Origin of the sequence: Lentzea atacamensis (genome assembly GCF_003269295.1) — a bacterium.
Taxonomy (GTDB): domain Bacteria; phylum Actinomycetota; class Actinomycetes; order Mycobacteriales; family Pseudonocardiaceae; genus Lentzea; species Lentzea atacamensis.
The window spans coordinates 687,632-709,069 of sequence record NZ_QLTT01000002.1; the positions used below are offsets into that span (position 1 = coordinate 687,632).

Here is a 21,438-nt window from a genome sequence, read left to right on the forward strand (position 1 = left end):
GCATGAGGGACCGGGGTTCGCGTTGGTGGACCCCGTGCTCACCGAGGTAGTCCAGGACGGTCTGGCCGAGGTGGAGCGCATCCTGCACGACGTCGTGCAGAGCGAGTTCCACCCGGTGACGGAAACCTCGCTTCACCTTGTGGAGGCGGGCGGAAAGCGGATCCGCCCGCTCTTCACACTGCTGGCCTCCCAGTTCGGCGCCGAGTGGGACCGCGAGAAGGTCATCAAGGCGGCCACTGTGGTCGAGCTCACGCACCTCGCCACGCTCTACCACGACGACGTCATGGACGAGGCGACCATGCGGCGCGGCGCGGTGTCCGCGAACGCCAAGTGGGACAACAGCATCGCGATTCTGACGGGCGACTTTCTCTTCGCCCACGCGTCACGGCTCACCGCTGATCTGGGGACGGTGGCGGCGCGGATCATCGCGGAGACCTTCTCGGTCCTGGTGACCGGCCAGATGCGGGAGACCGTCGGCCCCCAGCCGGGCGAGGACCCGATCTCCCACTACCTGAAGGTGATCGAGGAGAAGACCGGTGTGCTGATCGCCACCGCGGCACGGTTCGGCGGCATGTTCTCCGACGCCACCGACGAGCAGATCGACGCGCTGCGCGCGTACGCCGAGGTGATCGGGGCGGCGTTCCAGATCTCCGACGACGTCATCGACATCGCCTCGCCGTCGGTCGAGTCCGGCAAGACGCCCGGCACCGACCTGCGCGAGGGCGTGAAGACGCTGCCGATGCTCTACGCGCTCGCGGACCCGTCCGAGAAGCGGCTCGCCGAGCTGCTGGCGGGGCCGATCACCGACGACGCGCTGGTGGACGAGGCGCTGTCGTTGCTGCGTGCGTCGTCGGGCATGGACCGCGCGCGGGAGACCCTGGACGAGTACGCGGACCGGGCCCGCACGGAGCTGGGCAAGCTGCCGCCGTGCGCCGCGAGGGACGCGCTGGAGGAGCTCGCCACCTACGTGGTGGCCCGTTCCCGCTAGGGGTTACTCGACCGGCGCGAGCAGCTGCTTGCGCCGGTTCCGCACCGCGTCGACCGTGAAGATCGCGAGGGCGAGCCACACGAGGGCGAACCCGATCCACCGGCTGGGCGGCATGGGTTCCTTCACGACGAACACGCCCCAGGCGAACTGCAGGACCGGTGCGAGGTACTGCAGCATGCCCATGGTGATCAGCGGAACCCGTTGCGCGCCGGCTCCGAACAGCACCAGCGGGACCGCCGTGACGATGCCGGTGCTGAGGATCAACAGCGTGTGGCCGGTGCCTTCGGTCGTGAAGGTGTTGGCGCTGCCGAGCACGAGCAGGTAGACCACCGCGATCGGGGCGATCACCGCGCTCTCCGCGGTGAGGCTGGAGATGGCGTCCAGCGGCACCTTCTTCTTGAGCAGCCCGTAGATGCCGAACGAGCCGGCCAGGACGAGCGAGATCACCGGCAGCCTGCCGTAGTCGACGGTGAGCACGATCACAGCGACGACGACCACGCCGATCGCGACGATCTGCGGCAGCCGCAGCCGTTCCTTCAGGAAGATCATGCCGAGGGCCACGGTGACCAACGGCGTGATGAAGTAGCCGAGCGCCGACTCGACCACGTGCTGGCTGTTGACGGCGTAGATGTACGTTCCCCAGTTCACCGTGATCAACACGGCGGCGGCGGTAACGATGAGCCAGCCTTTTCCTGATAAGTCAAGGAAAGGACGCCACCGCCGGAGGATCGCGACGGCGATGGCGAGTGTTGTGAACGACCAGACGATCCGGTGTGCGAGCACCTCGACCGGCTGTGCGGGCACGAGGAGTGGCCAATAGGCCGGGAACAGGCCCCAAAGGACGTAGGCCAGTGCGCCGTACGTGACGCCTCGCCCCTGGGTGTGAACTTCTGGCGAACTGATGGAAGAAGTCGTCAGAGGGGGCACAAAATGCCACTCTACGCTGGCGTTTCCTCCGCTTGTTTGCGCTGAACGGCGTAGTGACGGAGCATCATCAAAGGCACTGTAGTTTGGCCATGCTCACCCTTCCGAGTGAGTGGGGTCGGAGCGTGGTCGTAGAAGGGGCTTACCCGTGAATGTCTTCGGGCAGGTCTGGCTGTGGAGCTTGCTCGCGTTCGTCGCGGGAGCGCTGCTCACCTGGCTGGTGATGGTCCGGCCCGCGCGCAAGCAGGTCGCTGACCTCGAAGATCAACTTCTGGACGCGCGCCGGTCGGCGGCCCCGATCCCGGCGCCCGTCCCCGTCGACGACTTCGAAGTGGACGAGTGGCACGACACTCCGCCGCGTTCGCTGAGCGACGAGGTGCTCACGCCGCCCGCGCCCGCTCCTTACGTGGAGCCGCCTGCCTACTTCGGTGAGCCCGTGCAGGCTCCCGTTGCCGAGGAGCCGCCTGCTCCGGCCGAGGAAGAGCCGGTCGAGCAGGAGCCGGTCACCCCGGTCCGCCAGTACATGGAGGCGGACGAGGCGCAGCGCCGGTTCGAGGAGCAGCTGGCCGAGCAGCAGGCACTGGCCGACACCGACGAGGACGACCGCCCGCGCTCGCTGTTCGAGCGCCTCTCCCCGGAGCCCGCTCCGGAGGAGACGCCGGCCGAGATGACCACGGTCTTCCCGCGCTCCGGCCTCGAAGCCGCCGACTTCGACGACGAGCCGGAGCTCCCCGCCGAGCAGACGTCGTTCGTGCCCACCGTGGCGCCGACCGCCGAGGTCGCGCCGCCCGCGCACGAGCCGACCGCGCCGCCGGAGGTCGACGAGCACGTCGACGACTTCATCTACCAGCCGCGCGAGGTCTGGGCGGAGCAGGAGCAGGAGGCGTTCCTCGACGAGGCCGCCGAGCAGGAGGACGACGAGCCCACGGGTACGCGCTCCGAGCAGACGACGTACATCGCCGTCGAGGAGAGCTCCTGGCCCGCCAACGACCTCACCGGCGAGTACCCCGGCCTGCGCGACGAGATCTCCGGCCAGCTGGACGGCTTCGCCGAGCCGGAAACCCCGGCCGAGCAGACCATGGTCGAGCCGCTCGACCTGGACGCGCCGCACGCCCGCAACGGCGTCTTCGAGTCGACGCTGGCCGAGGAGCCCGGCTTCACGGAGCCGGAGCCCGAGACGGCGCCCGCGCACGCCCGGCGTGAGCCGGAGGAGCGCGAGGAGTTCGAGCCGGAGCCCGAGTCCTTCCACGAGGAGCCGCAGCCCTCGTCGCACGCGGGCCCCGGATTCCGCGACGAGCCGCAGTTCAGCGGTGAGACTCAGCAGTCGTTCGAGGCCGAGCCCCAGCCGTCGTACGAGGCCGAGCCGCAGCCGTCGTACCAAGCTGAGCCGCTGCCGTCGCGCAGCCAGGAGCCGCAGCCGACGTTCGACGCCGACCCCCAGCCGGCGTACCAGGCCGAGCCGCAGCCGTCGTACCAGGCCGAGCCGCTGCCTTCGCGTCACCCGGAGCCCGTCGCCGAGCCGGCCGCCTACGCCCAGCCCTTCAGCGCCCCCGGTGCCCCCGCCCCCGCGCCGTTCTCGGCGTTCGGCGCACCGGCGGAGACGGAGATGGAGACCACCGGGCGCCAGCCCCGTGCCGTCGCCGCCGCCTTCGACCACGCCGTGGATGCGCCGAAGGCCCCGGCCAAGCCAGAACCCGTCGCCGACCGCCCGCGCTCGCTGTTCGAGCCGCTGCTCGACGCCGACGAGCCGCTGCCCCCGCTGGGCCAGACCCGCCAGCTCCCGGAAGCACCCAGCGACGACCAGCCGTTCGTGCCGAAGTTCGTCCCGAGCGACGAGCCCCTGCTCGCCGCGCCGCCGGAGCCGGAACCCGAACCGGAGCCGACCGACCTGCCGCAGCGCGTCACCGAGGCCGGCCTGCCGATCCGCGAGGCTCGCCGCACGACCCAGCAGCGGCAGCAGAGCTTCGCGGCGTTCGCGGCCTTCGAGTCGCCGAAGCAGGAGGCTCCGCCCGCACCCGCAGCAGCCCTGCCGTCCCGCCCGCGCCCCGTCGGCTACTCGCCGTCCACGGGCGGACGTCCCAACGGCGCTCCCGGCTCGTCGCGGTTCCAGCAGCCGGAGGGCTTCAACCCGCGCTCGCCGTTCGGTCCCGGCTCGGTGCTGCCGAAGTCGGACGGCCTGGCGCCCGCGGCGGACTTCGCGGTGAAGGCGACGCTGACCGGTCGCCGGTACTACACCGAGGGCTCCGCGAACTTCGTGGAGACCCGCGCCGACGTGTGGTTCCGCACCGAGGCCGACGCCGAGAAGGCGGGTTTCCGCCCGGCGCCCTGACCCTTGACGCGAAAAGGGCCCGCCAGCAGCGCGCTGGCGGGCCTTTTCGCGTAGTCCGGGTCAGCCGACCACGGTCCAGGTGTCCTTGCCGTGCAACAGCTTGCTCAGGTCCGCCGCCTTCGTGGCCTTGGCCTCGTTGACCTGTGCCCGCGCGCTGTCGTCGTACGTGGGCCGGTCCGCCCGCCGGAACACACCGGTGACGGTGTGCGTGAGGTCCTGCGTCGACAGCCGCGAGAGCGCGAACGACAGGTTCAGGTCCGACGCGTCGTGGATGACGATGTCCGAGGCGTCGACGTCCGCGGACTTGGCGACCGCGAGCCCGAAGCCCTCGCGGATCACGCAGTACTCGCCCTCACGGCCGAAGCGGATCGGCTCGCCGTCGACGACGTTGATGATCCGCCGCTGTGCCTCGTCCGCGTCCTTCAGCACGTCGAACGCGCCGTCGTTGAAGATCGGGCAGTTCTGGTAGATCTCGACGAGCGCCGAACCGCGGTGCTCTGCCGCCTGGCGCAGCACCGAGGTCAGACCGGCCTTGTCCGAGTCGATCGCGCGACCGACGAACGAGGCCTCCGCGCCCAGCGCCAGCGACACCGGGTTGAACGGGTGGTCGAGCGACCCGAGCGGGGTCGACTTGGTGACCTTGCCTTCCTCGGAGGTCGGTGAGTACTGGCCCTTGGTGAGGCCGTAGATCCGGTTGTTGAACAGCAGGATCTTGAGGTTCACGTTGCGCCGCAACGTGTGGATCAGGTGGTTGCCGCCGATGGACAGCGCGTCGCCGTCACCGGTCACCACCCACACGCTCAGGTCCGGCCGCGCCACGGCGAGACCCGTGGCGATGGCAGGCGCACGGCCGTGGATGGAGTGCATGCCGTAGGTGTTCATGTAGTACGGGAAGCGGGACGAGCACCCGATGCCCGAGACGAACACGATGTTCTCGCGCTTGAGACCCAGCGACGGCAGGAACGACTGCACGGCGTTGAGCACCACGTAGTCACCGCAGCCGGGGCACCAGCGGACTTCCTGGTCCGACTTGTAGTCCTTGGCCGTCTGCTTCTCGTCGGTGGTGGGAACTCCGGTCAAACCGGGGATCCCGAGGTCGATCGCAGTCACGCCGACACCCCCTTGATCACGTCAGCGAGCACGTCCTGCAGCTCCTCCGCCTTGAAGGGCAGGCCCTGCACCTTGGTGTACGACACGGCGTCCACCAGATACTTCGCCCTCAACAGCAACGCCAGCTGGCCCAGGTTCATTTCCGGCACGATCACCTTGTCGTACTTCCGGAGCACCTCACCCAGGTTCTTCGGGAACGGGTTGAGGTGCCGGAGGTGCGCGTGCGCGACCGGCAGGCCCAGCTTGCGGACCCGGCGTGCCGCGGCGCCGATCGGGCCGTAGGTCGAACCCCAGCCGACGACGAGCACTCGGGCGTTGCCGTCCGGTTCGTCGACCACGACGTCGGGAACCTCGATGCCGTCGATCTTCGCCTGGCGCAGGCGGACCATCCGGTCGTGGTTCTCCGGGTCGTAGGAGATGTTGCCGGTGATGTCCTGCTTCTCCAGACCGCCGATGCGGTGCTGCAGACCAGGAGTACCGGGCACCGCCCACGGCCGGGCCAGCGTCTCGGGGTCGCGCGCGTACGGCTGGAACGTCTCCGGGTCCGTCGCGAACTCGACCGACAGGTCCGGCAGCGAGTCGACGTCCGGGATCAGCCACGGCTCGGAACCGTTCGCGACCGCGCCGTCGGAGAGGAACAGCACCGGCGTGCGGTACTTGAGCGCGATCCGTGCGGCGTCGACCACGGCGTCGAAGCAGTCGGACGGGGACTGCGGCGCGACGATCGGCACCGGCGACTCGCCGTTGCGGCCGAACATCGCCTGCAGCAGGTCGGCCTGCTCGGTCTTGGTCGGCAGACCGGTGGACGGGCCACCGCGCTGCACGTCGATCACCAGCAGGGGCAGCTCTGTCATCACCGCGAGGCCGATGGTCTCGGACTTCAGCGCGATGCCGGGCCCCGACGTCGACGTCACGCCGAGCGCACCGCCGTAGGACGCGCCGAGGGCGATGCCGATGCCCGCGATCTCGTCCTCGGCCTGCACCGTGGTGATGTCGAAGTTCTTGTGCTTGCTCAGCTCGTGCAGGATGTCCGACGCCGGCGTGATCGGGTACGTGCCGAGCACGACGGGCAGCTTCGAGCGCTGCGCCGCCGCGACGATGCCGTACGCCGTCGCCGTGTTGCCGGTGATCTGGCGGTAGGTGCCGACGTTCAGCTTCGCTGGCGCCACCTCGTAGGTGACGGCGAAGGCTTCCGTGGTCTCGCCGTAGTTCCAGCCGGCGCGGAACGCCAGGACGTTGGCCTCGGCGATGTCGGGCTTCTTCGCGAACTTCTCGCGCAGGAACCGTTCCGTGCCCTCCGTGGGCCGGTGGTACATCCACGAGAGCAGACCGAGCGCGAACATGTTCTTCGCGCGCTCGGCGTCCTTCTTGCCGAGCCCGGTCTCCTCCAGCGCGCCGATGGTCAGCGTCGCCATGGCGACCTTGTGCACCTGGAACTTGTCGAGCGAGTCGTCCTCGAGCGGGTTCGAGTCGTAACCGACCTTCGTCAGGTTCCGCTTCGTGAACTCGTCGGTGTTGACGATGAGGATGCCGCCGTCCGGCAGGTCGACGACGTTCGCCTTGAGGGCAGCCGGGTTCATCGCCACGAGCACGTCCGGCCGGTCGCCCGGCGTCAGGATGTCGTAGTCGGCGAAGTGGAGCTGGAACGACGAAACGCCGGGGAGGGTGCCCTGGGGCGCGCGGATCTCGGCGGGGAAGTTGGGCTGCGTGGCGAGGTCGTTGCCGAACGCCGCCGCTTCCGACGTGAACCGGTCTCCGGTGAGCTGCATGCCGTCACCGGAGTCGCCGGCGAAGCGGATCACGACGCGATCCAGCTTGCGGGTCTCAGTGCTCATTCCTACGCCGATACCTCTCTCCAAGGGTGGCTGTGCCCCACATCGAGGGTAGTCGCCAGGACCGCCCGCCAGACCGGCCGTGTACCACCAGGCGAGACAAACGGTCTCATCTGCCGCACCGGGTTCTTAACTGAACGGTAAGCACAGCACTACCAGCGGATACCCGAATGCGGCAGACGTCACCCTCGATACCTGTTACCCAAGGTAACACCTAACGTCCGCTGATCCGAGCCTTCATCGCGGCAAGCCTCGCAGCGAACTCTGGAGTGTCGATCGAAGCGACCTGTGGCAGCAGCTCGGTCTCAACCGCTTCCGCGTGGTCGTGCATTGCATCGGTCGTCCGCATGGTCGCCTTGATGGTCCGCACGAGTGCTGCCGGAGCCTCAGCAGCCGCCTTGGCCAGCTCTTTTGCTACTGCGAGTGGGTCTTCGGCCTTCGCGTACGCGAGCCCTTTCGCGACCGCCTCGTCGGCGTCGAGGATCTGCCCGAAGAGCGTCATGGCGGTCGCGGTCTGCCGGCTGGTGATCTTCTGCAACATCCACGTCATCCCGCCGCCGGGGTGAATGCCGAGCTGGAGGAACCGCGCGTCGAACCGCGCTTTCGGCCCCGCGACCCTCAGATCGGCCGCGAGCGCGAGGTTCAAGCCGGCCCCGACCGCGGCCCCGTTGACCGCCGCGATGGTGGGGATCGTGGCGTTGGCCACTGCCAGGAATCCCTTGTAGATCAGGCGGAGGCCTTCGTCCTTGGAGTTGCCGAGCTGCGTGAGGTCCGCGCCGGCGCAGAACGCGGGCGGCGCTCCCGTGATGATCAGCGCGTTGGCCTCGCGCTCCGCCTCCGCGACCTTGTCCGCGAGCTCCTGCGACAGGTCGACGGTCAGTGCGTTGCGCCGGTCCGGATCGTTGATCGTGATCACGGCGACGGAATCGTTGTGCTCGAGCAGAACCTCAGCCATGGCCCCGAACTGTAGTGCCGCGATGCACCCGTCTGACCGGCGAAATACGGGGCAAGGCTGACGGCCACGGCACTACGGTGCCAGCGGCCGGTCCAGGAGCCGGGACAGCACCACCGTCGACACGGTCCGGTCGATGATCTCCACGGCCCTGAGCCGTTCCAGCGCGGTCTCCAGGTGATGGATGTCAGCGGCCCGGAGGTGCACGATCGCGTCCGCCGCTCCGGACACCGTGTAAGCAGCGCTCACCTCGGCCATCGGCTCCAGCCGGTGCTGGATGTCGTGCGGCGCGACGTTTCCCTTGCAGTGCACCTCGACGAACGCCTCGGTACCCCACCCGAGCGCCTCGGGGTCCACAACGGCCGTGAACCCCCGCAGAACCCCGTTGTCCAGCAGTTTGTCCACCCGCCGCTTCACCGCGGGCGCACTCAGCCCCACCTCCTTGCCGATCTCCGCGTAGCTGGATCGAGCGTTGGCCATGAGGCACGAAATGATTCGCTGGTCGATGCTGTCCACACGCAACATTCTGCCCTAGTTCACGCAATATCGCGGCGTTGTTCGAGGGTCCAGCTCACCTTTACATTTCGATCCATGACCGTATCCATCTCCGGGCCCGGCGAGCCGATCACGCTCGACATCGCGCAGCCCCTCGCGCCGACGCGCATGCCGACGACCCGTCGGTACCTCATGTGCCCGCCGACGTACTTCACGGTGGAGTACGCCATCAACCCGTGGATGGATCCCACCCAGCCCACCAGCACGACCCTGGCCGTCGAGCAGTGGACCGCCCTGAAGGAGACCTACGAGCGCCTCGGCCACGAGGTCAACGTCATCGACCCGATCCCCGGCCTCCCGGACATGGTCTTCTCCGCCAACAGCGGAACCGTCATCGACGGCCGAGTCCTGGGCTCCCGCTTCCGAGCCGCCCAGCGAGCCGCCGAGGCCGACCACTTCCGCCGCTGGTTCCTCGCGTCGGGCTACAAGTCCGTCGTGATGCCCACCGCCGTGAACGAGGCCGAAGGCGACTTCACCTGGACCGGGCAGCTCCTCCTGGCCGGCACGGGCTTCCGCACGGACCCCGGCGCGCACTCAGAGGCCCAAGAGGTCCTGGGCGTCCCGGTCGTCTCCCTGCAGCTGGTGGACCCGCGCTTCTACCACCTCGACGTGGCCCTGTTCATGCTCGACGACCAGTCTCCTTCTCCGTTGGTCGCCTACTACCCGGAAGCCTTCTCACCGGGCTCCCAGCAGGTGCTGCGCCGCCTCTTCCCGGACGCCGTGATCGCCAACGACGACGACGCGGTCTGCCTGGGTCTGAACGCCGTGTCCGACGGCAAGCACGTCGTCATGCCGGTCGAGGCCACTCACCTGGCCGAGCAGGTGGCACGCCGCGGGTTCGAGCCCGTGCTCGTGGACATCTCGGAACTGCGCAAGTCGGGCGGCGGCCCGAAGTGCTGCACGATGGAACTGCGCGGCTAGACCTCGCCCACGCAGTGCCGTTCCGCTGTTCCTGCGTGAAGGCCTAAACACCGGTTGACCTGCTCTGATGCTGCCAATGTCGTCGGCGTCGGCAGGTCACCGTCTGCCGCTCTCTGCGGCGGCCTGCCACGGCTCACGGAACATGCACGGAACAAGAAACGCCCCGAGCAAGATCATTGCTCGGGGCGTTCTCATATGAGCCTACCTGCCAAAACGGCCCTCACTCGGCGTCGCCGTAGTCCTCCTGGGAGGTGCCGCCCGTGTCGACTTGGCCAGCATCTTCGCGCGCAGTCCCGTGCTCTCGGCGCTGACGCGAAAATCGGACGACGTGAGGGGGACGTCTGATGACTGGGCAAGAGCAACACGAGTACACGGCGTCGCTGAGGGTGTTCAGCGAGTCGCTGACGTTGACGGAACTCGTTGCGGTACTTGGCGAACCCACCAGGGGCTATGACATCGGCGACTTGGTGAGTCCACGCCGCCCTGACGGTCCTCGCCGGACAAACGCTCACTGGTCTCTCGGGAGCGCTGCGCTGCGCACGCAACCACTCGACGAACACGTTGCGGAACTCGTCACGTTCGTCGAGGCGCACAGTCGTGAGTTCGACGCACTCGGGGACAAGGTCCAGATCGATGTCTTCTGCGGCGTGTTCACAGCTGACGACTCGCAGGGTGGCTTCACTCTCGGGTCCGACCTGATCCGCAGGCTGAGCGCTCTCAACCTCGACATCGGTTTTGACCTGTACTGACTCCTCCGAGTGCTCACCCGGCGTCGCCGTTGTTCTCCTGGCCCGGGAACCGGCGTCGCGCGAGGAACTGCGTGTGGCGAGACCGTCGGAACCGGAGGCAGATCCAGAGCCGAAGTCGGCGCCGGATCAGGACCGAGGTGCCACCGGAGACCCGATCCCGGACGTCAGGTCTGACGCCGACTCGGATTCCTGTGCGGACGCCGACCAGGGCGTGGATTCCAACCTCGACTCTGGCCCAGGCCCGGATCCGCAGTCCGACCCTGAACCCCATCAACCCGACTCCACCACGACGAACTCTGGTGAGGAGCCGCGACGAGCTGTTGCAGTCCGGCCGCCGGGTGGAGCGGTTCCTGTGGAGGCGCCCTGCCTCCTAGCGCCTGTTCTGGCCTGGTGTGGCTCCGTCACTGTCCGGCAGTGAACGACGGGCGTTGTCACGCGATCTTGTCGTTGGACCTCCCGTAGCTGGATCGCCTTCTGGCCGAGAAGTGACTGATGGCCGGCCACCGAGGTGGCCGGCCATCACGAACCTCGTCACCACTTGTCGGAGGTGACGATCGCCTTCAGCTGCTCGAACGTCAGCGGCGGCTGCGGCGAGTAGATCCGACCGCCCGGCGATTCGGGCACAGCGCCCGCGGGGTCCTCCTGGTTGCTGACGTCCATGACGATCATCGTCCCGTCAGGCCGCTTGAGGCCGGCAAAGTACGACTCCGCGCCGGGAGCCGGCCGCGCGGTCCCGGTCGCCAGCCGGGAACCGTCGGGCAGCGTGCTGACAACACAATCCTTCTTGCGGGAAAGCTTGCACCAGTCGCTGGGCTCGGATTCGCTGGGCTGCATCATCAGGCCGAAGCGCCCGGCGCCCCTTGCGGAGGTCAGGGTGCCGGCGATGAACGAGCCGATGCTCGGGCCCTCCAGGGGTGTCGCAGTCACTCCTGTCCCCGGCTGCGCTGTCCCCGGCTGCTTGGACGGGCGAGGCGCCGGTATACCCATCTTCTGCTCCGCCTCGAACGTAGCGGTGTCGCCGAGCACCACCTTGAACCGGGCGACCAGGTCATCCGGCGAGGTGGGGATCGGGTCGCGGGCCGTTGTCGTGGACGGTCCGATCGACGAGGTGGCCGGCGGGCTGGCGGTGTGCGTGCCCGAGTCGCCCGGCACCAGCCACACCGCACCCGCGACCAGGCACGCCACCGCGACGACGGTGGCCGCGACGGGTACCAGCCGCACGGCCCGCCGCGGCCGCACGATCGGGGCCGTGCCCGCGGCCGCGGCGTCGGCACGCCGATCCAGTTCGGCGAAGGCGTCGTGGAGGGTGCGCAGGTCACTCATGAGGTCTCCTGAAAGGTGGGGGCGGTGGCGGTGAGGTCGATACGCAGAGCGTTGAGCGCCCGGTGGATCTGGCTGCGTACGGTCGGTTCCCGGCACCCCAGCTGTGTGGCGATCTCCCTGTCGGACAGGCCCGCGTAGTAGCGCAGCACCACGGCCGCGCGCTGTTTCCTGGGCAGGCCGGCGAGACGGCGGATCATCGCGTCCCGCTCGGCCCGCTCGTCCGCGCCGTCGGAGATCACCCTCGGCTCGACCTCGGCCCGCGGGGACATGCGGGTCAGCCTTCTGCGCCAGGACAGGTACTCGTTGACGACCATCCGCCGCACGTAGGCGTGCGGCTCGTCCATTCCCGAGATCCGTTCCCAGCGCTCGAACGCCCGGCCCAGCACATCGCTCACCAGCTCCTCGGCCAGCCACGTCCGGCAGGTCAGGACCGTGGCGAACCGCATCAGCGCGGGACGCTGCCTTGCCACGTACTCAGCGAACTCCACCGGCAACTCCCGATCATCGACTCGACCTCGATTTCGCACCCCTAATGGAGAAGTGACCCCCAACGTTGCATCCGGTCTCTCAACGACTGCCGAGAGCCCTCACTCCGCACCGGCCTGGCCGAATGATCTACGGCGTAGCGTCGAAGGGGTGCCCAACATCCTCGTGATCGGCTTCGACCCGCACACCATCCCCGGCTTCGACCCGCAGCCCGTCGCCGCGGCCATCGAGCAGGGCAGCAAGGCCTTCGCCGAGCTGGGCCTCGCCGAGGACCTCTTCCTGATCGACTTCGCCGAACTGGGCGGCGCCGAAGCCAAACTCGTCGAGCGGCTCCAGCAACGGCAGTACGACGCGGTGGTCGTTGGCGGCGGCATTCGTAAGGGGCCGGGCCTGCTCGAGCTCTTCCAGTTGGTCGTCAACCTCGTGCATTGGCACCAGCCGGAGGCCGCGATCGCGTTCAACGACAACGCAGGCGACAGCCCGGACTGGGTGCTCAAGGCACTGGAGCAGCGGCGCAACCGCTAGCTTCGAGATACATGAGCAGCAGCGCTAGAACAGGGTCTGCCAGGCCCACCAGATGAGCAGCCCGACGGCGAGCACCAGTGCGAGGGCCGCCCACCACAGCAGCACCTCGGCCAGCTCGACGCCCCACCATTTGAGGCCCCGCCACAGCCGCCGCGGCGCTGCGGTCAGCCACGCGAGGAAGCGCTTCTGCCACCACGGGCGCTGAGCCTCCAGACGTGCCTGCACCACGGCTTCCCGAGCAGCCCGGCGCCGCTCCTCACGATCTCCCACGAGCGGCATCATGCCGAGGCGAGGAGCTCGGTCAACCGGCGAACGGCGAACTCCCGGAACGGCCGCACGGGCAGAAGTCGGCACTCCGCCCCACCCGCCATCCGCGACTCAACCCCGAACGCCTCCTCGAACTCCCGCCCCACGACGGGAAAGAACCGCCCGTAGTCCCCAGCCACGTCGTCCACCACGAGCTCCGGCCCCATCACCCGCTTCTGCAGCCGCGGCGACGGCGTGAGCGCCTCGCAGTGGTGCAGGAAGCTGTTCCGCGTGTGATCAACGCCGATCAGCAGGATCTGCCCGCCCAGCGAGTGCAGGACGTCGAACGGCGACCCCGCCCCCAACGCGAACGCCAACGGCTGCGCCCGGACGATCGCCGCGGCATCGGGACCGACCGCCGCCACCGGCACGACCGGGTGCGAGGACAGCAGCGCGGAAGGCACCGCTTCGACGTACGCCGAAACAGCGCCCATCGGGGCGTTGCGGAACGCCGGAACGACGAGCGTCGGGGTTACGGCCAACAAGCTCTGAACCACGGTGGCCGCGCCTCCGTACACCTCTCCGAGACGGGAAAGCGACGAATGCACGATCAGGGGAACGTCGCCGACCGCTCCACAAGCACGCCATCCAGCGATCAAGTTCTCGCAGGTCGGCGCCATGTCCCCATCCATAACTACAGAACGTGACCACGTCACTCGATCGCGTGGTCGTCCAGCTAACCCATAACAACCGCCGGGCTTACGCCGAACTAACAGACAGCTTCGCCAGTTCGTCAGGAGGCAACGATGAACTTACGCATGGAGCAAGCGGCTCGCTGACTGTCTGTCAGCAGCGGATAGCCCAACTCATCGGAAACGTGACGAGAGTCACCCAACGGGCGCTCAGGCTTGCCTGCGCTCGTGACGCGAGGTTACGTTCTCGCCCGCCGATAACGGTTTGGTCACCGGCAGGACACAGGAACCGCAGTACGCAGGGTCCAAAGTCCCCAGGGGTCCCCCGCCCGGGTTTGCCGGAGACCAAGCTCCCCGACGCAGGAGGCTCCCCCTTGGCCCGGCACAGCAAGGCTGCCGGCCGAACCGTGTACACGGTCGTGCCCAAAGCAGAAGTGAAGGCCGGCGCGCATCGCGCCGAGGACGACAAGGTCCCGCTTGCTCACCGTGTGAGCGCCATCGTCGTCGCAGCAGGTGTCGCCGCCGGCACCGCAGCCATCGCCAACGCCGCCACCAGCGGTTCCTCCAGCGAGCTCGCTGCGGGTGCCGAGTTCGGCGCGGTTCCGGACCAGCAGCCGAAGACGGTCCAGACCATCCACGACGTGAACCCCGGTGGAGAGGTCGGCCGCCTGCTGCAGTTCCAGCAGATGTACGCCCAGCAGGCCTTCGAGCAGGCGACCAAGCTCGCCGCGGACACCCACGCCCAGCGTGAGGCCGCCGCCAAGGCCGAGGCCGAGCGTCAGGCGGAGATGCGCAAGCCGGCCAAGCAGCGCGAGATCGAGGGCTGGATCAAGGAAGCCATCAGGGTCCTGCAGGCCAACGGCACGAACATCGACAACAACAGCATCGATGAGATCTACACGATCATCATCAAGGAGTCGAACGGCAACCCCAACGCCGTCAACAACTGGGACTCCAACGCGCTGCGCGGTACGCCGTCCAAGGGTCTGATGCAGTGCATCGACCCGACGTTCCGCGCGTACAAGCTGCCCGGTTACGACAACATCCTCGCGCCGGTCGACAACATCATCGCGGGCGTCCGGTACACGTACGCGCGCTACGGCGGCTTCCACAACCACCCAGGGTTGGTCAGCATGAACCTCGGCGGCGGGTACCGGGGGTACTAAAGGTGTCAGTTTCGCCGTCTCGGGGTGCGTGAAACCCATCGGCGGGCGATGCTGTCAATCAGGTTCACCCACAAGCATGGCGGCCCTAGCGGGCGCACGCCCGGTAGTGCTCCCATCGAAGCGATCCCCGAACGCAGGGAGTGGCCGATGAACGAGCAACAGGCACGCGACGACGAGCTGGCGAAGATCCGCTCGGAGGCGACGAACTGGCTGGCCAAGATGGCCAAAGCCCAGCAACGCCCGAAAGTCGAACAGCGGCGGCCTGAGCACGACGCCATGACACCCGCGAAGAAGTAAAGGACGGCAAGAACAGGGGAGCGCCTCGGCTACGGCCGGGGCGCTTCTGCTCTGAAGGCCGACCACAGCAGGTTCAACGGGTGATCCGCCGGATGCTTCGACAGCTCGTCCGTTCGGGCGAAAACGCCCACAAGCCGCTCCAGCGAGTCATCTGAGAGCTCGACGACGCGGAGCCCGCCTCCCTCCCTCAGCTCGTTGTTCGACGCCACCACGCCCAAACCAGACGTCACGATCATGGCTCCCTGGACGAGGTTCGAGCGCAGCAGCGAGATGCCGTACTGGATCTCATCGATCTCGGCCGCGATGTCGAGCCCCTGCCGGTAGTCGGGCCCGAACCAGCCGCGCAGGAACTCCGCGATCAACCCCGCCCCCGGCACCACCAAGGGGATCGACCGGAGCTGAGGTACCCGCACGCGGGTGCCGACAACCGCCTCCGGCAGGTTCGTCAGCAACGCCAGGCCGCCGCGCCGCCACTCGATCACGTCGAACTCGGGGCGCTCCCAGCCCGCGCCGGCCCGCGTCACGACGCTGCCGCACACGAGGTCGACCTCCTGCGTCTCCAGCTTCGTCCAGATGTCCTTCGTGCGGATGTGCACGACCTTGAGGTCCACGTCGCGCTCGCGGAACTCGTCGGCCACGTGGTGCCACGCCTTCGCGAGGGTGTCGAGCATGTATCGCGTGGTGCCGACGGTGACGGTCGTGCCGAGCTTGCGGCGGCACTCGTGAATTCCGTCGAGCCACTCCGCGAGCGTGTCGCGCGCCAATTCGACGAGCGACTCACCGGTCGGCGTGAACAGCACGTCTTTTCCGCGTCCCTGCTTCACCACGAGCGGTTCACCGCACAGTTGCTGGAAGTTCCTGTTCAACGTGTCCAGCTGCTTCTGCACACTCGACTGCTCGCGCCCCAGTGCCCGCGCCGCCCGCAGTGCCGATCGGGTCTCGTGAACGGTCAAGAGCGTCCTGAGCTGGTCCATCGTGGTATCCAGGAGAGCGCCGGGCATGTTCAGCAGACGGTGCAGGGAGGTGCTCGTGGGAAGCACCAACTGGGACGAGCCGGACATCGGAACCCTCTCTGGTGTTCTACCGATCAGTTGAACTGAACTTGACCGCATTTCGCAGGGAAATTATCTGCAGATCCTGTCCGTAAATCTCTGGACACTTATCGCGGGGTGTACAAAACTATCTCCGGCGACCACGCGTGGGAGCCGATTCCGGGGGGAATCATTGGGGGGTGGGGGTCCGCCAGGCGCAAGCTGGTGGACCCCCAAGTATTACCCTCGCTGGTTGTGACCGTTTCCGCTCGCCTGGACTGGGGCACCACCTACCAGGTCACCGTCCTCGAACTCGGGCTCGCCTGCTGCGGAGTCGAAGTGATGGCAGCTCTCGACCGCCTTCCCGACCTCGGCGTCACGCCGGTCGGCGACGCGGGCGAGGCGCACGTTCTCGTTGTCTCCGGCACCGTCACGGACGCCATGTTGCCCGCTGTGATCCGCAGTTACGAGGCCATGCCCGAACCTCGCTACGTGATCTCCGTGGGCGCCTGCAGCAACACCGGCGGCCCGTACTGGGATTCCTACAGCGTCACCAAGGGCATCGACCAGGCTCTGCCGGTCCACGTCGCCGTGCCCGGCTGCCCGCCTCGCCCCGAAGCGCTGCTCGAAGGCCTCAAGGCGCTGCACGGACTGGTGAACTCGTGAGCACCGCGAAGACCGCCTTCGGACAGACCGTCCACCACGTCGAGCTCGCCGACTGGCTCACCACGGCGGCCGAACACCACCGGAACGGCTGCGTGATGTTCGACTGGCTCGGTGTCGAGGACGCGGGCCGGCCGGGCGCCGCCGGACAGCGCCACGCGGTGTTCCTGCACGTCATCGACCCGCAGACGCGTGAGGGCGTGATGCTGCGGACCGAGATCGGCGAGAGCGACTCGCTGCCGGGCGTCGCCCACCTCTGGAAGGGCGCGCACTGGCACGAGCGCGAGGCCGCCGAGATGTTCGGCATCACCGTCGACGGCGAGCCCGAGCACCTGCTGCTGCCCGACACCTTCCAGGGCCACCCGCTGCGCAAGGACTTCGTGCTGGCCTCCCGTGTCGTGCGCCCGTGGCCGGGCCGCCTCGAACCGGGCGAGGACAACACGAGTGCCCCGAGCCGCCGCCGCACCGCACCACCAGGCGTGCCCGACCCGTCCTGGGGCCCACGCCGTGAAGAGGAGCAGTCGTGACGAACCTTCCGCCGCGTACCAGGGGCGTCATCGCGCTGTTGGAGGCCAACTGCACGGTCTGCATGATCTGCGCGCGCGAGTGTCCTGACTGGTGCATCCACATCACGAGTCACACCGAGGTGGAGCAGCAGCCGGGGAGTGCCCGCCCGCGCAGCCGCAACGTGCTCGACCGGTTCGCGATCGACTACGGCCAGTGTCTCTACTGCGGCATCTGCGTCGAGGTCTGCCCGTTCGACGCCCTGCACTGGGCGCCGGAGTTCGGCTATCCGGGCACGGGCTCGATCGACGGCGAGGGTGCCGTCGCGGAGCTGGTCCACGAACGGGACGTGCTCGCCACGTGGGTCGAGAAGGTGCCGCCGCCACCACCGCTCGACCCGGCCGCGGAGGCTGCGCCGGAAACGGCGACAGGAACCGGCAGGAGGCCTGGTTCGTTGAGAGGTAGGACGTAACAGACCCGGAGGCGTAACCGTGCACAAGCACTTCAACGGGTTGAAGACGGCCTTGCTGCTCGGCGGGATGAGCGCGCTGATCATCGTGATCAGCGGGCTGTTCGGCCGGACGGCACTGGTCATCGGCCTGGTGTTGGCCTTGGGCGTGAACGCCTACGCGTACTTCAACTCGGACAAGCTCGCGCTGCGGGCGATGCGGGCGATACCCGTGTCGCAGGTGGAGCAGCCCGTGCTCTACGCGATCGTGCGTGAGCTGTCGCAGAAGGCGCGCCAGCCGATGCCGAGGCTGTACCTGAGCCCGACCATCGCACCGAACGCGTTCGCGACCGGCCGCAACCCGCGCAACGCGGCCGTGTGCTGCACCACTGGCATTCTGGACCTGCTCGACGAACGTGAGCTGCGCGCCGTGCTGGGCCACGAGCTCGCGCACGTCTACAACCGCGACATCCTGATCAGCTGCGTCGCCGGCGCGCTCGCGGGCGTGATCACGATGCTCGCGAACCTCGCGATGTTCGCCGGCATCTTCGGCGGCGGCGATGACGACGACGGCCCCGGCCCGTTCGGCCTGCTGCTGATCGCGCTGCTCGGCCCGATCGCGGCCACCGTGGTGCGCCTGGCCGTGAGCCGGTCGCGCGAGTTCCAGGCCGACCAGTCCGGCTCCGAGCTCACCGGCGACCCGCTGGCACTGGCGAGTGCGTTGCGCAAGATCGAGCTGGGGACGCGGGCGGCGCCGCTCGCACCGGAGCCGGAGGTGGTGTCGCAGAGCCACCTGATGATCGCGAACCCGTTCCGCCAGGGGGAGCAGTTCGCGAAGTGGTTCTCGACCCACCCGCCGATCGCCGACCGCATCCGCAGGCTCGAGGAGATGGCCCGTCGTTAACGGGTGCCCTTCGCCACGGCCATGAGGTACTCGCCGTACCCGGACTTGCCGAGCTTCTCACCGAGCGCGTAGCACTCCTGCGCGGAGATGAAGCCCATGCGCAGCGCGATCTCCTCGGGACACGCGATCCGCACACCGGTCCGGTGCTCCAGCACCTGCACGAACTGCCCGGCCTCGAGCATCGAGTCGTGCGTGCCGGTGTCGAGCCACGCGAACCCGCGGCTCAGGTCCACGAGGTGCGCCCGGCCCTCGCGCAGGTACGCGAGGTTGACGTCGGTGATCTCCAGCTCGCCGCGCGGCGACGGCTTGAGGCTGCGGGAGATGTCGACCACACCGTTGTCGTAGAAGTAGAGCCCGGTGATCGCCCGGTTCGACTTCGGCTGCGCGGGTTTCTCCTCGATGGAGAGGAGCTTGCCGTTCGCGTCGACCTCGCCCACGCCGTACCGCTCGGGATCCTTCACCTGGTACCCGAACAGCACGCAGCCATCCAAAGTGGACGCGTGGTGCTGCAGCGTGCTGGAGAAACCCTGGCCGTAGAAGATGTTGTCGCCCAGCACCAGCGCGACGTCGTCGTCACCGACGAAGTCCGCGCCGATGATGAACGCCTCCGCGAGCCCGTTCGGCGCGGCCTGCTCGGCGTAGGCGAAGCTCATGCCCCACTGGGACCCGTCGTCCAGCAGCCGCCGGAACAGCGGTAAGTCCGTCGGCGTGGAGATGATCAGCACTTCCCGGATGCCGGCCAGCATGAGCACCGACAGCGGGTAGTAGATCATCGGCTTGTCGTACACCGGCAGCAGCTGCTTGGAGACCGCCTGCGTGATGGGGTGCAGGCGGGTCCCGCTGCCACCGGCGAGGACGATGCCCTTCACCGGTAGTTGGTGAACTGGAGGGCGATGCCGAAGTCGTTGCCCTTGAGCAGGGCGATGACGTCCTGCAGGTGGTCCTTCTTCTTGCCGGACACCCGCAGCTGGTCACCCTGGATCTGCGCCTGAACGCCCTTGGGACCCTCGTCGCGAATCTTCTTGGCGATCTCCTTGGCCTTCTCCGACGAGATGCCCTGCACGAGGTTTCCCGTGACCTTGAACACCTTCCCGGACACCGCGGGCTCGCCCACCTCGAACGCCTTCATCGAGATGTTGCGCTTGACCAGCTTCTCCTGGAAGACGTCGATCGCCGCCTTGCAGCGCTCCTCGGTCTCGGAGGTGAAGGTGATCGCCTCCTCGCCGGCCCAGGCCACTGTGGTGTTGGTCCCGCGGAAGTCGAAGCGCGTGCTCAGCTCCTTGGCCGCCTGGTTGAGCGCGTTGTCGACCTCCTGCCGGTCCACCTTGCTCACCACGTCGAACGACGGGTCCGCCACGACTTCACTCCTCAACGATCTCGGGGTCACAGCCAGCGTCGATGCTACTGGGGTACCCCGATTTGGGGCCTCCCGAAGGGGTTATGTATTGTTCTGCCCGCACCGTTACGGCGGTGTGGGGCGGGTTGCCCGAGCGGCCAATGGGAGCGGACTGTAAATCCGTCGCGAAAGCTACAGAGGTTCGAATCCTCTACCCGCCACAGCAACGATGGGCCTCTGACCAAGCTGGTCAGGGGCCCATCGTCGTACATCGGCTGTTGTTGCAGAGGGGGACGCTGTGCGCACGCAGATGGCAACCGAAGCGGGAAGATCGACGGCGCCCAGCGAGGACCGCGCGATCGTGGGCCCGAACCTCCTCGCCGTGCTGGACGGCGTGACGGCGAAACCGGAGACCGGCTGCGTGCACAGCGTCGGCTGGTTCGCCGACCAGCTCGCCGCGGAACTGCTGCGGTTCGCGCACCTCGACCCGGCTGCGTCGCTGGCAGAGGCCATCAGGCAGACCGGCGAGCTGCACTCGGACGGCTGCGATCTCGATCATCCGGACAGCCCCAGCGCGGCCGTGGGTCTCGTCCAGATCAAGGACGACGTGCTGCGGTACCTGGTGCTGGGTGACGCCACCGTCGTGGTCGGCACCAAGCGCGAGTTGCACGTCGTGAGCGACACCAGCACCAACCGCACGGCTGGCGCGGACCCCGGCGCCGTCTCGCACGCGCGGACGGGTGCAATCCCGCTGCCGGACGTCCGGCGGGTCGCGATCCTCTCCGACGGTGCCGCGCGGGCGGTCGAGCTGTTCAATCTCTTCGATTGGCCCAAGGCGCTCGAACTGATGGCGGAGAACGGCCCGGACGATCTCATTCGCAAAATGCGTCAGGTTGAAAAGGAAGACGTCAAGGCTGTCGATTGGCCGCGCAAGAAGGTTTCTGACGACGCGACGATCGTCTATCTGGACCGCTAGCCCTGGCTCGATGGCGGCTGAGCTTTCCGCGCTGGACGTGGTCCTGCGAAACGCGTGCCACGTCCGGCTCGTGGAGGTCCGCGCGTCCAGGCGTGCGATCGTCGTGGACCTGGCGGAGCCCGAGCGCGATCGCCTGCGCAAGGCGATGGCGGTGAGGTCGTTTTCCGGCATGGTGTGCGCGTGCATGGGTGACGTGCGGTTCGAGGTCCTCGACGCGCGACGCGAGCGCCTTGCCGTGGTGCTCCTCCACCACGGGATCACGCTGGCCTGGAGTGACTGGGACGGTCACGGGGTCCTCGCGGACGGCAGGGTGTTGCTGCGCTGGCTGCACGAGCACGGCTTGACGAAGCGGCAAATCGGGAAAGCCGAAGCTCCCAGCTGGGACGAGGTCGCATACCGCTTGCTCAATGCTCAAGAGCCGGGCCGCGCCGCTGTGCTGGATCCTTACCAAAAAGTGCGTACCTGACAAAATAGTAGGTAC

Annotated in this window: 24 protein-coding genes, 1 tRNA gene and 1 pseudogene; 14 read left to right on the plus strand and 12 right to left on the minus strand. The window is 68.0% G+C overall.

What is annotated here, in order from left to right:
• Positions 1 to 22: 22 nt before the first annotated feature.
• Entirely contained in the window at positions 23 to 988 is a 966-nt protein-coding gene (locus C8D87_RS12220) for a polyprenyl synthetase family protein (protein ID WP_233439230.1), read from the plus strand.
• 3 nt (positions 989 to 991) lie between these two features.
• Here C8D87_RS12220 and rarD read toward each other — a convergent pair whose 3' ends face one another.
• Positions 992 to 1,915 carry an EamA family transporter RarD gene (rarD, locus tag C8D87_RS12225; protein ID WP_112226715.1) on the minus strand — a complete coding sequence of 308 codons (924 nt, stop codon included), beginning with the start codon at positions 1,913 to 1,915 and terminating at the stop codon, positions 992 to 994.
• 145 nt (positions 1,916 to 2,060) lie between these two features.
• Here rarD and C8D87_RS12230 point away from each other — a divergent pair, with 145 nt between their 5' ends.
• Positions 2,061 to 4,241 carry a sunset domain-containing protein gene (locus C8D87_RS12230; protein WP_112226716.1) on the plus strand — a complete coding sequence of 727 codons (2,181 nt, stop codon included), beginning with the start codon at positions 2,061 to 2,063 and terminating at the stop codon, positions 4,239 to 4,241.
• A 60-nt stretch (positions 4,242 to 4,301) separates the two neighbouring features.
• Here C8D87_RS12230 and C8D87_RS12235 read toward each other — a convergent pair whose 3' ends face one another.
• The 4 genes from C8D87_RS12235 to C8D87_RS12250 form a co-directional block, all read right to left on the minus strand.
• Positions 4,302 to 5,351, minus strand: coding sequence for a 2-oxoacid:ferredoxin oxidoreductase subunit beta (locus tag C8D87_RS12235; protein WP_109628904.1), 1,050 nt, complete (start codon positions 5,349 to 5,351; stop codon positions 4,302 to 4,304).
• A complete protein-coding gene (locus C8D87_RS12240; RefSeq protein WP_112226717.1) occupies positions 5,348 to 7,186 on the minus strand; it encodes a 2-oxoacid:acceptor oxidoreductase subunit alpha in 1,839 nt (612 codons plus the stop codon). Before C8D87_RS12240 ends, C8D87_RS12235 begins: the two co-directional genes overlap by 4 nt.
• Before the next feature lie 211 nt (positions 7,187 to 7,397).
• Entirely contained in the window at positions 7,398 to 8,138 is a 741-nt protein-coding gene (locus C8D87_RS12245) for an enoyl-CoA hydratase (protein WP_112226718.1), read from the minus strand.
• A gap of 72 nt (positions 8,139 to 8,210) precedes the next feature.
• Complete coding sequence (locus C8D87_RS12250) at positions 8,211 to 8,651, minus strand: Lrp/AsnC family transcriptional regulator (RefSeq protein ID WP_109628898.1); 441 nt, start codon at positions 8,649 to 8,651, stop codon at positions 8,211 to 8,213.
• A gap of 147 nt (positions 8,652 to 8,798) precedes the next feature.
• Between C8D87_RS12250 and ddaH the strand changes: the two genes are divergently transcribed.
• Entirely contained in the window at positions 8,799 to 9,611 is an 813-nt protein-coding gene (gene ddaH, locus C8D87_RS12255; protein WP_233442100.1) for a dimethylargininase, read from the plus strand.
• A gap of 386 nt (positions 9,612 to 9,997) precedes the next feature.
• A complete protein-coding gene (locus tag C8D87_RS12260; RefSeq protein ID WP_170166404.1) occupies positions 9,998 to 10,360 on the plus strand; it encodes a DUF4279 domain-containing protein in 363 nt (120 codons plus the stop codon).
• 531 nt (positions 10,361 to 10,891) lie between these two features.
• Here C8D87_RS12260 and C8D87_RS12265 read toward each other — a convergent pair.
• Complete coding sequence (locus C8D87_RS12265; RefSeq protein WP_112226720.1) at positions 10,892 to 11,683, minus strand: hypothetical protein; 792 nt, start codon at positions 11,681 to 11,683, stop codon at positions 10,892 to 10,894.
• Positions 11,680 to 12,177 carry a SigE family RNA polymerase sigma factor gene (locus C8D87_RS12270; RefSeq protein ID WP_112226721.1) on the minus strand — a complete coding sequence of 166 codons (498 nt, stop codon included), beginning with the start codon at positions 12,175 to 12,177 and terminating at the stop codon, positions 11,680 to 11,682. Before C8D87_RS12270 ends, C8D87_RS12265 begins: the two co-directional genes overlap by 4 nt.
• A 142-nt stretch (positions 12,178 to 12,319) precedes the next feature.
• On the opposite strand from C8D87_RS12270, the gene C8D87_RS12275 reads away from it, so the two are divergent.
• Positions 12,320 to 12,694: a hypothetical protein gene (locus C8D87_RS12275; RefSeq protein ID WP_112226722.1), complete on the plus strand. Its 375-nt coding sequence runs from the start codon at positions 12,320 to 12,322 to the stop codon at positions 12,692 to 12,694.
• A 24-nt stretch (positions 12,695 to 12,718) separates the two neighbouring features.
• Here the strand turns inward: C8D87_RS12275 and C8D87_RS12280 are convergent, their stop codons facing one another.
• Positions 12,719 to 12,964, minus strand: a complete 246-nt coding sequence (locus C8D87_RS12280) for a hypothetical protein (RefSeq protein WP_146771691.1) — start codon at positions 12,962 to 12,964, stop codon at positions 12,719 to 12,721.
• An 8-nt stretch (positions 12,965 to 12,972) separates the two neighbouring features.
• Positions 12,973 to 13,632 (minus strand): AAC(3) family N-acetyltransferase, encoded by a 660-nt coding sequence (locus C8D87_RS12285; RefSeq protein WP_325049659.1) that lies wholly within the window; start codon positions 13,630 to 13,632, stop codon positions 12,973 to 12,975.
• Positions 13,633 to 14,447: 815 nt separating this feature from the next.
• On the opposite strand from C8D87_RS12285, the pseudogene C8D87_RS49130 reads away from it, so the two are divergent.
• Positions 14,448 to 14,798: pseudogene (locus tag C8D87_RS49130) on the plus strand (transglycosylase SLT domain-containing protein); the annotation flags it as partial.
• A 147-nt stretch (positions 14,799 to 14,945) separates the two neighbouring features.
• The gene (locus C8D87_RS45845; RefSeq protein ID WP_156094437.1) at positions 14,946 to 15,095 is read left to right on the plus strand and encodes a hypothetical protein; all 150 of its coding nucleotides are present in this window, start codon (positions 14,946 to 14,948) and stop codon (positions 15,093 to 15,095) included.
• 29 nt (positions 15,096 to 15,124) lie between these two features.
• Here the strand turns inward: C8D87_RS45845 and C8D87_RS12295 are convergent, their stop codons facing one another.
• The gene (locus C8D87_RS12295) at positions 15,125 to 16,156 is read right to left on the minus strand and encodes a LysR family transcriptional regulator (protein WP_112226725.1); all 1,032 of its coding nucleotides are present in this window, start codon (positions 16,154 to 16,156) and stop codon (positions 15,125 to 15,127) included.
• A gap of 225 nt (positions 16,157 to 16,381) precedes the next feature.
• On the opposite strand from C8D87_RS12295, the gene C8D87_RS12300 reads away from it, so the two are divergent.
• The 4 genes from C8D87_RS12300 to htpX are packed head-to-tail and all read left to right on the plus strand — an operon-like array spanning position 16,382 to position 18,645.
• Positions 16,382 to 16,792, plus strand: coding sequence for an NADH-quinone oxidoreductase subunit B (locus C8D87_RS12300; protein WP_211337094.1), 411 nt, complete (start codon positions 16,382 to 16,384; stop codon positions 16,790 to 16,792).
• On the plus strand, positions 16,789 to 17,316 hold the full coding sequence (locus tag C8D87_RS12305) for an NADH-quinone oxidoreductase subunit C (protein ID WP_112226726.1): 528 nt from the start codon (positions 16,789 to 16,791) through the stop codon (positions 17,314 to 17,316). The genes C8D87_RS12300 and C8D87_RS12305 overlap by 4 nt, the downstream gene beginning before the upstream one ends.
• A complete protein-coding gene (locus tag C8D87_RS12310) occupies positions 17,313 to 17,765 on the plus strand; it encodes a 4Fe-4S binding protein (protein ID WP_112226727.1) in 453 nt (150 codons plus the stop codon). The genes C8D87_RS12305 and C8D87_RS12310 overlap by 4 nt, the downstream gene beginning before the upstream one ends.
• A gap of 19 nt (positions 17,766 to 17,784) precedes the next feature.
• The gene (gene htpX, locus C8D87_RS12315; protein WP_112226728.1) at positions 17,785 to 18,645 is read left to right on the plus strand and encodes a zinc metalloprotease HtpX; all 861 of its coding nucleotides are present in this window, start codon (positions 17,785 to 17,787) and stop codon (positions 18,643 to 18,645) included.
• Here the strand turns inward: htpX and rfbA are convergent.
• Both rfbA and C8D87_RS12325 read right to left on the minus strand, forming a co-directional pair.
• Positions 18,642 to 19,514 carry a glucose-1-phosphate thymidylyltransferase RfbA gene (gene rfbA / locus C8D87_RS12320; RefSeq protein WP_109628871.1) on the minus strand — a complete coding sequence of 291 codons (873 nt, stop codon included), beginning with the start codon at positions 19,512 to 19,514 and terminating at the stop codon, positions 18,642 to 18,644. The two genes, htpX and rfbA, sit on opposite strands and share 4 nt — an antisense overlap.
• Entirely contained in the window at positions 19,511 to 20,002 is a 492-nt protein-coding gene (locus tag C8D87_RS12325; RefSeq protein WP_109628869.1) for a YajQ family cyclic di-GMP-binding protein, read from the minus strand. Before C8D87_RS12325 ends, rfbA begins: the two co-directional genes overlap by 4 nt.
• A gap of 119 nt (positions 20,003 to 20,121) precedes the next feature.
• Between C8D87_RS12325 and C8D87_RS12330 the strand changes: the two genes are divergently transcribed.
• The 3 genes from C8D87_RS12330 to C8D87_RS12340 all read left to right on the plus strand — a co-directional run bounded on the left by C8D87_RS12330 (position 20,122) and on the right by C8D87_RS12340 (position 21,423).
• Positions 20,122 to 20,202: transfer RNA gene (locus C8D87_RS12330), tRNA-Tyr, on the plus strand.
• A gap of 77 nt (positions 20,203 to 20,279) precedes the next feature.
• Positions 20,280 to 20,957 carry a protein phosphatase 2C domain-containing protein gene (locus tag C8D87_RS12335; protein WP_112226729.1) on the plus strand — a complete coding sequence of 226 codons (678 nt, stop codon included), beginning with the start codon at positions 20,280 to 20,282 and terminating at the stop codon, positions 20,955 to 20,957.
• A gap of 10 nt (positions 20,958 to 20,967) precedes the next feature.
• Positions 20,968 to 21,423, plus strand: a complete 456-nt coding sequence (locus tag C8D87_RS12340) for a hypothetical protein (RefSeq protein WP_112226730.1) — start codon at positions 20,968 to 20,970, stop codon at positions 21,421 to 21,423.
• Positions 21,424 to 21,438: the final 15 nt, after the last annotated feature.